This is a genomic window from Ramlibacter paludis, from assembly GCF_022012305.1.
Taxonomy (GTDB): domain Bacteria; phylum Pseudomonadota; class Gammaproteobacteria; order Burkholderiales; family Burkholderiaceae_C; genus Ramlibacter; species Ramlibacter paludis.
Genome location: NZ_JAKLTM010000004.1, coordinates 657,879 through 666,753, shown reverse-complemented (window position 1 = coordinate 666,753; position 8,875 = coordinate 657,879). Strand labels below are relative to the sequence as shown.

The window sequence follows — 8,875 nt, the reverse complement described above, 5'->3', positions numbered from 1 at the left end:
TTCGACACGGACACGGAGCTTGCTTCGCTTTCGTTGGCATTCCTACCTAACGCAAAGAAGGTCAACAGCGGGAGAAATCGAACCGACAAGACCTCTTCATGCATCAGACCGGCTTGGTGATCTTCGTCTCCGAAGCCGAGGCGCGATTTGGAGCCCTGCGCCGCAGATTCGATCCGCAGGCGAGCCTGGGGGTGCCGGCGCATATCACCATCCTGTTTCCGTTCATGGGGCCGGAGCTAGTCGATTCAAGCGTGCGCCGCCGCTTGGGCATCCTGTTCAAGCGGTTCTCGCCGTTCCGGTGCGTTCTCCATCGAGTGGAGCGCTTCCCCGCAACCGCCTATCTGGCGCCCGCCTTCGTGCAACCATTCGAGGAGCTCACCTTGGCGGTTGCCCGCGCATTTCCCGAGTACCCGCCGTACGGGGGGACTCACACGTCGGTCATTCCGCACCTGACCGTGGCGGACGGCGATGCCCTGGCAGCCGAATCCGTGGAGCGCGAGCTTCGCGCCGACATCGAGCGAAACGGGCCCGTCTCGACGCATTGCGGTTACGTGAAATTGCTGGAGAATTCTTCGGGCCGCTGGAAGGAGATGCATGAATTCGCGCTCGTGGGACACCAGGGCTGACACGTTGCGTTAGCCTCCACCCGATATGCGCCGGCTTGCCCTCCTCGCGATTCGCATCTACCAGAAGTACCTCTCTCCCTACAAGGGCTTCGCCTGCGCCTATCGCACGCATACCGGCCGTGCCAGTTGCTCTGCGCTGGGCTACCGCGCTGTGCGGCGTCACGGCGTGCTTGCCGGCCTCGTGCTGATCCGGCAACGCACGCATCTTTGCGGTGTCGTTCACCGGCGCCATGTTTGCCGCTCCCGCCCTCCGATTTCCCAGCGGGGATCGTGCGACGTCGGCTGCGATGCGCCGTGTGACGGCGGATGCGACTTGCCAGGTGGCTGTGACTTGCCTTCCGGCCGATGGATTTCCAGCGCCTGCGACCTGGCCAGCTGCTGTGACTTCGGCGGATGCAACTGGCCCAGCCGCCGGCGGAGCACGAGCGGGGAGAAGTACATTTACATCCCGCCGAATGCGGATCTCGGTCGCTCGAAAAAATCTCGCAAGAAGGACGTCGCCGCAAGCGATGCCTGAGAGGACACCCCATCACGCCATGCAATCACTCCTGACGCTCCTTCCGCTCACCTTGTCAGTCGCGCTGATGACCGCCCTGGTAAAGCTGGCTGCCAGGCTGTATCGCCGAACGAACTTGAGCTGGCTCCGCGCCTTCGGGTACGTCATCCTGCTTCTGGTGGGCTCGGTTGGTGCGACCCTGATCGCTCGCCTCGGCGGCAATTCGACGCCGCTGCCGTTGGCGCTGGCTTTCGGTCTCGCGGCACACCTGCTGCTCGGTGGCTGGTACTTCGGACGATTCGCCTACGCGCAGGACGGAAACCGGATCGGATTCCCGCGCGGCGCAATCCTCGGCATCGTTTTTGCCGCAACCCTGGCAGGGTCCGCGATGGTTCCCGCGCTGGTCCTGCTGGCGGTTCGCTCCTGAGCGCAGCCGTGAACCCACTCCACCTGGACCACTTCCCGCAGCCCGAGTCCAACGACCCGGGCAGCGTGGAGGCCGCGCTCGATGCGCTTTGGCGCGCGAGCGATGAACCGTCCGCGTTCGAGGCGCACGATGCGTTTCTCTGGGCCATGGGCAACAACCATGCGGGTACGTTCTATCCGGTCGTCCTGGGAGTGCTCCCTGAAATAGAGCGGCTGCTGGTGGACGGCAAGCCTTGGGCCCAACGGGCGACCATGGAAGCTCTCATCGATCTCGGCGGCACCTTCTGCCCCGAGGAAGGCCATGAGACCTACCTCGGCGGGTCCGTGCAGGAAACGCTGAGGGCCTTCATCCAGTCGATGCGCAGGCACGTCGCGCCACTGGCCATCGGGGACGATGCCCGGGCCAAGACGGCAATCGACCTCTTGGAGCTGATGGATGATCAGGCAATCTGATGGTCTCCGACGCCTGGCGTCGCATCACAGGAAGATTCGGTGATGAAACTGCTCTCGCCTTTGGCTCTCGTCTTCGCGCTGTGTTTGAGCGGCTGCGACGCATTCGACACGGTGCGAGAAGGCTATGCGCATTCGCAAGCTGTCTCGACCCGCCTCGAGAAGGCGGTCGGCGTCAAGTCGTTCGTGGGTTTCAACTGGAACAATGGCACGCTGACTTCCGTCAGCGTAACTTTCGAACGGGTCCCGGCGGATGTCCAGTTGCCGGCCATCGTGAAGCTGGCCACCGAGGCTGTCGCGGCGGAATTCAAGCAGAAGCCGAAGCAAGTCGTGATCGGGTTCGCAGTGCAGCCATGAGGGAGGCGAAGCTGCAGTCGCACGGGTCGCTCGACGAACAAGGGAAATCATGGGACTCCTGACCTTCAGCATCAACGTCACCCTCGACGGCTGCGTCGACCACCGGGAAGGCGTCGTCGACGACGAGACGCACGCCTTCTTCACGCGCCTCTTGGACGAAAACGGCGCGATGCTGTGGGGCCGCGTCACGTACGAGATGATGGAAAGCTTCTGGCCGGCGGTCGCGCGCGGCGAGGTGGAGGCGCCGCCGGCGATTCGCGAGTGGGCGACCAAGCTGGAAGCCAAGCCGAAGTACGTGGTGTCCTCGACACGCAAGGACCTCCCGTGGACCAACAGCCACCTAATCGCGGGCGATTTGCGCACTGGCATCCAGAAGCTCAAGGACGCGACCCCGGACGGCGTGCTCCTCGGGAGCGGCAAGCTCGCGGCGGCGCTGGACCGGCTGGACCTGATCGACGAGTACAAGCTGCTCGTGCATCCCAGGATCGCCGGCCACGGTCCGACCCTGTACGACAGCGGCCTGCCGGCCACGCGCCGGCTCGTGCTGGTCTCGGCCACGCCGCTCCACAACGGTGTTGTTGCCATGCACTACCGGCGAGCCCCCTGACAGCCTGCCTCACGGAAGTAACGCCTCGTCGCCACCTCTTGCGGCTTTCGCGCACTCGTAACTGGACTGTTTCACCGCGTTCAGGTTCGGTTCATGGACGGGCATGCACCATGCACTCACCTTAACGAGGAGCCTTCCATGAACCGCATCTCCAAGCCCCTTCTTGCCGCCGTCGTCGCGGTCGGCGCGCTGGCCGCGACCACCGCGGCGCAGGCCCGCTCGGACGTGGTCCTGTCCATCGGCGTGAACGCGCCCTACGGCTACGTGCAGCCGCAACCCGTGTACGTGCAGCCGCAGCCGGTGTACATGGAGCCGCAGCCGGTGTACGTCCAGCCGCGCGCCGTCTACGTGCAGCCGCAAACCGTGTACTACGAGCAGCGTGGCTACTACCGCCACCACCGCCACCATGGCGCCTGGCGTGATGCCGACCGCGACGGCGTGCCGAACCGCTACGACCGCGCGCCCAACAACCCGTACCGCTACTGATCACGACGCGGCCCGATCCGGGCCGCGTCTTCATGGGCAGGTCGCCGGTCCTCAGGGCTGCACGACCGGCCCGCTCAGCGCGCCCAGGAAAGCCGCCAGGTCCTGCACGTCGGTGGCCGACAGCCGGATCACCTGCCGGTCGGCGTGCTTCTCTCCCGCCTGTGCAAGCTCGCTGTGCCCGAGCACCGCCTTCGGCGCGCTGGCGTAGTGCTGCACCACTTGCTGCAGGTTCTTGAACTGGCCCGCATGCATGTACGGCGCGCGTTCCGCCACGTTGCGCAGGCTCGGCGTGCGGAAGGCCGCCAACTGCGAAGCGTCCTCGGCCGACAGGAACTGCAGTTCGCCGCACTGCTCCGGCTTCGCATCGCTGTAGCGACCCAGGCAGTTGAATTCGTCCTTGACCAGTTTGCGCAAGCCGTCGGCGCGGCCGCGATCCGGATGCGCGGGATCGATGGGCGGCACCCCCGTGTTGTGGAAGGCGTGGTCGCTCAGCTGCGGCCCGTTGTGGCAGGTCACGCATTGGCCCGCGCCCAGGAAGAGGCGCAGCCCACGCACTTCCTGCGCCGACAAGGCTTCCTGCCCGCGCGCGTCGCCGGCCACGGTGGCTCGCGCATAGCGGTCGAAGCGCGACTCGCCGTAACTCACCCGGGCTTCGTACGCGGCGATGGCCTTGCCCATGTTGGCGAACACGCGGTTCACGGCGTCGCGGCTGCTCTCCGGCAGCGCGGCCCAGGCGGCCCGTTCGGCGGGCGTGCCGTTCGGTGAGGCGTCGCGCGGCAGCGCGCCTAAAGCCGGCAGCGTGCCGAAGACCTGGCGGTAGGCGTCGCGGTAATGCGCTTCCACGAGCTGCACGTAGCGCACGCGGTTGCCGCCGTGTTCGGCGGCATCCTCCAGCGGCCCGAGCGCCTGCGACCAGAGGCTGTCCTTGCGGCCGTCCCAGAAGAGGAAGGGCGAGCGGTCGGCGCCCATCACCGGCATCGTGCGGCGCTTGCCGGTGCCTACGCCCTGGCCGAACTGGCGGCCGTCCTGGAACTGCCGGTCGGCCGCGTGGCAGCTGGCGCAGGCCACCTGGCCGTTGGCGCTCAGGCGCGGGTCGTTGAAGAGGGCGCGGCCGAAGGCGACGGCCTCGGTGCGCTGCTCGTAGGCGTTGGACGGATCGGCCGGACGCGCGCCGGCCTCCTTCAGCTGCATGGCCGTGATGGCGGCGACTTCCTTGGCCGACCAGCTGTCGCGCGGCGGCGTGCGCGCTTCCTGCGCGGCCCAGGCCGACACCAGCAGCGCGGCGAGCAAGGCCGCCGCCGCAGCCAGGCGCGCGGTCACGGCCGCTCCACCACGGTGTTGAAGGTCACCTTGTCGGCGCCCTGCGGCCCCTGGATCGCGAGCTTGAGCTCCCACCAGCCGGTCATGCTGAACTTCATGCCGTCGATCTGGTAGGTGCCGGCTTCCAGCTCGCGCGTGACGCGCGGCTGGGTGGGCAGGCCGTGGCCGTGCTGCGGCATGCCCCCGTCCACCGCGAAGCTGGCGCCGCGCACGGGCGTGCCTTCGGGCGTGGCCAGCTTGACCTTCCAGCTGTGCATCTGGTTGATGGCCGCGGGCTGCGCCGGCGGCACCAGGCCCACCTGGTAGATGCCGGCGGCCGACTTCTTGGCCAGCGACAGGTCCAGGTCGGGCGGCGTGCCGCAGGCGGTGAGCGATGCGGCCAGGGCGACAGCCATCACCCGCTTGAGGTCGGGCGCAACCGGCATCCGGCGCAGGCCGCTGACGTCGGTGCCGCCGGTGTTGCCCTCGGGCACGAGGCCGAAGGCCGTGAAGACGGCCGCGGCCGCCATGCGCCAGAGCTGGCCCAGGGCTTCGCCCGGGCGGCGGTTGCGCACGGCGAAGCGGAACATGCGCCAGTGCACGGCGACGTGCAGCGCGGTGTCGGGCTGGCCGAGGACGTGGGCGCGTTCCAGGTGCAGGAAGGACGTGTAGAACTCGCCGCGCGCCTCGGCGCTGCGGGAGGCGGCGAATTCGGCTTGCACGCTGGGACGGATGCGAAGGGCGTAGGTGCTGGGCATGGCAGTGAGCTGGTTGCGATGAGGAGGAAGGAATTGTTCGCCGCGCGGGGCGGCCCGGGCTTGAACGAAGGGGCTGCGCGCGCAGCCTTTTCGTTCAAGGCAGGCGCGACTTTCAACCTTGCCATGATGGCAAGGTCAAGCTTCCAGCCGACGGACGGTGCTACCCCCGCCTGTCAGCGCTCCGCGATGTAGTGCTGCGTGGTCACGGGCTCGCCCTCGCGGACGAACTCGCGCACGCGGGCATCCAGCTCCTGGTCGGCCAGCGTGGCCCGCGAGCGCTGGTGCAGGTAGTCGGCCCAGGAGGCGACCAGGAAGCGCTCGACGTAGCGCGAGGGATCGCCGAGGTCGCGGTACACGCGCCAGAGCGTGGCCCCGTCGCGGCGCCGCGATGCGCGCAGCTGGCTCACCGCATGCAGGAACTCCTCGGCCTCGCCGGGCCGGATGCGGTAGCCGATCTCCACCGACACCGGGCCGTCGTCGGGCAGCGGCGCCTGCTCGTGGATGAACACGTCGTCCCACAGCGCGACCGGCGTCACCGGCGTGACCTCCTGCGCATCGCCCACGCGCAAGGGCAGCCAGCGCGCCAGCACGATGCCGGCCAGCATCGCGATGGCGGCCACGGTCAGCGCGAAGGGCAGTCCGGCGACGCCCGACACCGCGCCCCAGAACGCCGAGCCGATCGCGAAGGAACCGAGCGCGCTCACGGTGTGCAGCGCCACGGCGCGCGAGCGCACCCAGGGCGGCGCGCTGGTCTGCGTGGCGGTGTTGAAGGTGGCCATCACCGCCATCCAGGCCGCGCCGCCGATCGCCAGCGACACGAACACCACCAGCGGAACGTGGACGAAGGCGGCGACCAGCATCACCAGCGCGAAGACCACGCAGCCGATGGCGACCAGGCGTTCCAGCCCGAGCCGGGCCCGCAGCTTGCCCAGCACCAGCCCGGCGGCGACCGCGCCCGTTCCCAGGCAGCCCATGAGGAAGCCGAAGCCGGCCGCCCCCAGGTGCAATTGCTGCGCGGCGATCGCCGGCAGCAGCGCCCACAAGGCGGAACCCGCGCCGCTGTACGCGATGGTGCGCAGCAGCTGCGCCAGGATCATCGGCGAGTGGCGCGCGTAGCGCAGGCCGGCCAGGGTGCCGCTCCACAGGCGCTCGGCGGGCAGCGGGGACTTGGCATGCGGCGCCGGCGGCCAGCGGCGCACGGCCTGCATCATGACGATCGCGCTGGCGACGGCGAGGCCGAACACCCAGCCGGCGCCCAGCGAAGCAAAGACGAAGCCGGCGATCGACGGGCCCAAGGCCCGCGCGCTGTTCCAGGCGATGGACATGGCCGTGATCGCCTGCGGCATGTCCTCGCGCGGCACGGTGTCGGCCACGCTGGTGTTCCAGGCCGGCGACAGCAAGGCCGTGCAGCAGCCGGCGGCAAAGGTGAAGAGCAGCAGCGTGACCGGCCCGGCCCAGCCGAGCAGGGCCAGCAGCGAGAGCAGGGCGGTCACGCCCACCTGCACGCCGAGGGCGCGCGTGATCAGGCGGCGGCGGTCGGTGGTGTCGGCCAGCACGCCCGCCGGCAGCGCCAGCAGGAACATCGGCAGGAAGACGGCGGTCTGCACCAGGGCGGCCAGGAAGGACGAACCCGTGCGCTCGACCATGAGCCAGGAGGCGGCCATGACCTGCATGGCGTTGCCGGTGAAGTAGATGGCGCTGCCGGCCCAGAGGCCGCGGAAAGCGGGGAGGCGCAGCGGGGAGAAGAGGGAGTTGGACGCAGTGGACATGCCAGCTGCCCACTCTAAGAGAAAACGGCGGCCCGCAGGCCGCCGTTCCTGTCGAAGCCGGCGATTTCAGCTGCGCCGGGCCGAGGCCACTTTCCGTCCCGCGACTTCCACCACCTGCGGCGTGCCGGTGGCGGGTCCATTGGTGAACGCGGCCGTGGCCGTGTCCACCGCGCGGTGGCTCTCGTGTTCCGCGACGACCCAGGCCAGTGCCAGGGCGGCGCAGACACCGACGGCGGCGGCGAAGCGCAGGCCGGCGGAAACTTGCGGTTGCAGGTGGCGGGAAGCGTTGTTCACGGTCATCTCCTGGGTGGTTGGGTCATCGTCGGTGCGTCTTGTGCTGCGGATCCGACGAGGTAACTCTAGGCAATGGCCGGCGAAAGCCATGTGCGCTTGCGCACCTCGCGGCGCAGATGCGGGGCGGCGAACGTGAACAAGTGCGCAACCCCGGCTTCCCGCGCAAAAAAAAGGCGGCCGGGAAACCCCGGCCGCCTTTCAAGGGAGGAGGGAAGGTCCCTCCGCCTGCTCACTGCGCGTTGCGCGGCTGGCCGGCCAGCCTGGTGGGCGGGACGCCGGTCACGCGGGCTTGCGCCAGGTAAGCCGAGCCGCTGTCTTCGGAATTCAGCGCGGCGACTTCGGCGCGCGAGGCGAGGTAGTCGGCCGTGACGTCGGCACGGGTCGTGGCGCTCTTGAAGCTGCGCAGCGGGTTGTACTGCGTCGACCACGGGTTCACGCCAGCCTGCTTGTAGGCGACCAGTTCGGCCTGCACGTCGGCGCGGGTGCGCGCGCCGCTGAAGGTGTCGCGGCCGACGCCGGCGTTGGGGGATTCGGCAAAGGCGCTGCCGGCGAAGGCGGCGGCGAGGACGAGGGCGGTGGTGGTGAGCTTGCGGTTCATGGCGTTTTCCTTTCGAGAAATCAGTGCCTTGGTTGCGTTGTGTTCCGGCCCTTGCTGCACTGCTTGCGTGTCGTGCGCCGGCCGTGGATGCACTGTAGGAAAGCGGCCTTAGGCCGCCCTTAGCGTTCTCTTAGGCGGAAATGAGCGGCCGCTACAAAGCGGTTACATGGGTGCTTTACCATTGCGGGCCTGGCGGCGGCGCGCGATCCGTGCCGCCCTTTCCAACCCCACTCCACGAACCCATGAAGTTCCTTTCCTTCTCCGCCGCCCTCGTGCTGGCCGCCGCCTCCCTCTCCGCCCAAGCGCAATCCGCCGCCGGCAAGATGGTGAGCAAGGACGAATTGCGCACCTGCATGAACACCGAGGCCGACCTGGCCGCGCGCCGCACCGCGTTGAGCGCCCGCAGCGAGGCGAACCGTGCCGAGAACACCGCCATCAAGGCCCAGGCCGAAGAGATGACGGCCGAGGCGAAGGCCGTGGAAGGCAACGAGGCCAAGATGGACCGCTTCAACCGCAAGGTGAAGGAGCACAACGCGCGCGTCGCCGCGCAGCAGGCCTCGGCCACCGCCCTGCGCACCGACCTCGAAGCCCTGAACCAGGGCCTGGTCGCGTACAACGCCAGCTGCGGCGCCATCAGCTACAGCCGCGAAGACAAGGAAGCGATCCTCAAGGAGCGCGAGGCCGCCGCCAAGAAGAACTGAGCGGGCAG

General features: G+C 68.6%; 13 protein-coding genes. 8 read left to right on the top strand and 5 right to left on the bottom strand.

Annotated elements, in window-relative coordinates; all coding sequences use genetic code 11:
• Positions 1–98: 98 nt before the first annotated feature.
• The 7 genes from LZ009_RS16975 to LZ009_RS16945 all read left to right on the top strand — a co-directional run bounded on the left by LZ009_RS16975 (position 99) and on the right by LZ009_RS16945 (position 3,448).
• Positions 99–626, top strand: coding sequence for a 2'-5' RNA ligase family protein (locus tag LZ009_RS16975; RefSeq protein ID WP_275699138.1), 528 nt, complete (start codon positions 99–101; stop codon positions 624–626).
• A gap of 25 nt (positions 627–651) precedes the next feature.
• Complete coding sequence (gene yidD, locus LZ009_RS16970; protein ID WP_275699137.1) at positions 652–1,143, top strand: membrane protein insertion efficiency factor YidD; 492 nt, start codon at positions 652–654, stop codon at positions 1,141–1,143.
• Positions 1,144–1,162: 19 nt separating this feature from the next.
• Entirely contained in the window at positions 1,163–1,549 is a 387-nt protein-coding gene (locus tag LZ009_RS16965; RefSeq protein ID WP_275699136.1) for a hypothetical protein, read from the top strand.
• A gap of 8 nt (positions 1,550–1,557) precedes the next feature.
• A complete protein-coding gene (locus LZ009_RS16960) occupies positions 1,558–2,001 on the top strand; it encodes a hypothetical protein (protein ID WP_275699135.1) in 444 nt (147 codons plus the stop codon).
• Between the two features lie 42 nt (positions 2,002–2,043).
• Positions 2,044–2,355: a hypothetical protein gene (locus LZ009_RS16955; RefSeq protein WP_275699134.1), complete on the top strand. Its 312-nt coding sequence runs from the start codon at positions 2,044–2,046 to the stop codon at positions 2,353–2,355.
• Between the two features lie 49 nt (positions 2,356–2,404).
• Positions 2,405–2,962, top strand: coding sequence for a dihydrofolate reductase family protein (locus LZ009_RS16950; protein ID WP_275699133.1), 558 nt, complete (start codon positions 2,405–2,407; stop codon positions 2,960–2,962).
• A 138-nt stretch (positions 2,963–3,100) separates the two neighbouring features.
• Positions 3,101–3,448 carry a hypothetical protein gene (locus LZ009_RS16945; protein WP_275699132.1) on the top strand — a complete coding sequence of 116 codons (348 nt, stop codon included), beginning with the start codon at positions 3,101–3,103 and terminating at the stop codon, positions 3,446–3,448.
• A gap of 51 nt (positions 3,449–3,499) precedes the next feature.
• Here LZ009_RS16945 and LZ009_RS16940 read toward each other — a convergent pair whose 3' ends face one another.
• From LZ009_RS16940 to LZ009_RS16920, 5 genes are all read right to left on the bottom strand, one after another.
• A complete protein-coding gene (locus LZ009_RS16940) occupies positions 3,500–4,768 on the bottom strand; it encodes a cytochrome-c peroxidase (RefSeq protein WP_275699131.1) in 1,269 nt (422 codons plus the stop codon).
• Positions 4,765–5,505 (bottom strand): DUF3703 domain-containing protein, encoded by a 741-nt coding sequence (locus LZ009_RS16935; protein WP_275699130.1) that lies wholly within the window; start codon positions 5,503–5,505, stop codon positions 4,765–4,767. Before LZ009_RS16935 ends, LZ009_RS16940 begins: the two co-directional genes overlap by 4 nt.
• 173 nt (positions 5,506–5,678) lie before the next feature.
• The gene (locus LZ009_RS16930) at positions 5,679–7,274 is read right to left on the bottom strand and encodes an MFS transporter (RefSeq protein WP_275699129.1); all 1,596 of its coding nucleotides are present in this window, start codon (positions 7,272–7,274) and stop codon (positions 5,679–5,681) included.
• Between the two features lie 66 nt (positions 7,275–7,340).
• Complete coding sequence (locus LZ009_RS16925) at positions 7,341–7,568, bottom strand: hypothetical protein (RefSeq protein WP_275699128.1); 228 nt, start codon at positions 7,566–7,568, stop codon at positions 7,341–7,343.
• A gap of 229 nt (positions 7,569–7,797) precedes the next feature.
• Complete coding sequence (locus tag LZ009_RS16920; RefSeq protein WP_275699127.1) at positions 7,798–8,166, bottom strand: DUF4148 domain-containing protein; 369 nt, start codon at positions 8,164–8,166, stop codon at positions 7,798–7,800.
• Positions 8,167–8,408: 242 nt separating this feature from the next.
• Here LZ009_RS16920 and LZ009_RS16915 point away from each other — a divergent pair, with 242 nt between their 5' ends.
• Entirely contained in the window at positions 8,409–8,867 is a 459-nt protein-coding gene (locus LZ009_RS16915) for a hypothetical protein (protein WP_275699126.1), read from the top strand.
• Positions 8,868–8,875: the final 8 nt, after the last annotated feature.